This window comes from uncultured Tateyamaria sp. (genome assembly GCF_947494755.1).
In the GTDB taxonomy this organism is placed as follows: Bacteria; Pseudomonadota; Alphaproteobacteria; order Rhodobacterales; family Rhodobacteraceae; genus Tateyamaria.
Genome location: NZ_CANLVZ010000050.1, coordinates 1 through 447, shown reverse-complemented (window position 1 = coordinate 447; position 447 = coordinate 1). Strand labels below are relative to the sequence as shown.

At 60.6% G+C, this 447-nt stretch carries 1 pseudogene; it reads right to left on the bottom strand.

Features of this window, described 5'->3' with window-relative positions:
- Positions 1-447, bottom strand: a pseudogene (locus Q0908_RS20320) (IS5 family transposase); the annotation flags it as partial.

The window sequence follows — 447 nt, the reverse complement described above, 5'->3', positions numbered from 1 at the left end:
AAACTGCTCATCAATGCACGGGCACCGATGTAATCGCTGACCTGTCCTGCGGTCACGAACAAGCTCAGCGGGCGTCCTTGGCTGTCGCAGATGGCGTGCAGCTTGGTGTTCATACCACCCTTGGTCCGGCCCCCTCTCGGGACATTGCCTGTGGCAATACCCTGCCGGGCAGTGATCAGGCGTCCACGCCCCCCTTTTTGACGCCCAGACTGGTCGCTGTGCGGTGTGCCTTCAGGTACGTGGCGTCGATCATCACAGTCTTCTTTTCGCCGTGGTCTGCGGCCAGACCTGCCATCATCCGGGCGAAGATACCTTTGTCGCTCCACCGCTTCCAACGGTTGTACAGCGTCTTGTGCGGCCCGTGATCCGCGGGTGCGTCGCGCCACCGCAAGCCATTGCGATTGATAAAGATAATCCCACTCAACACACGCCGATCATCGACGCGGG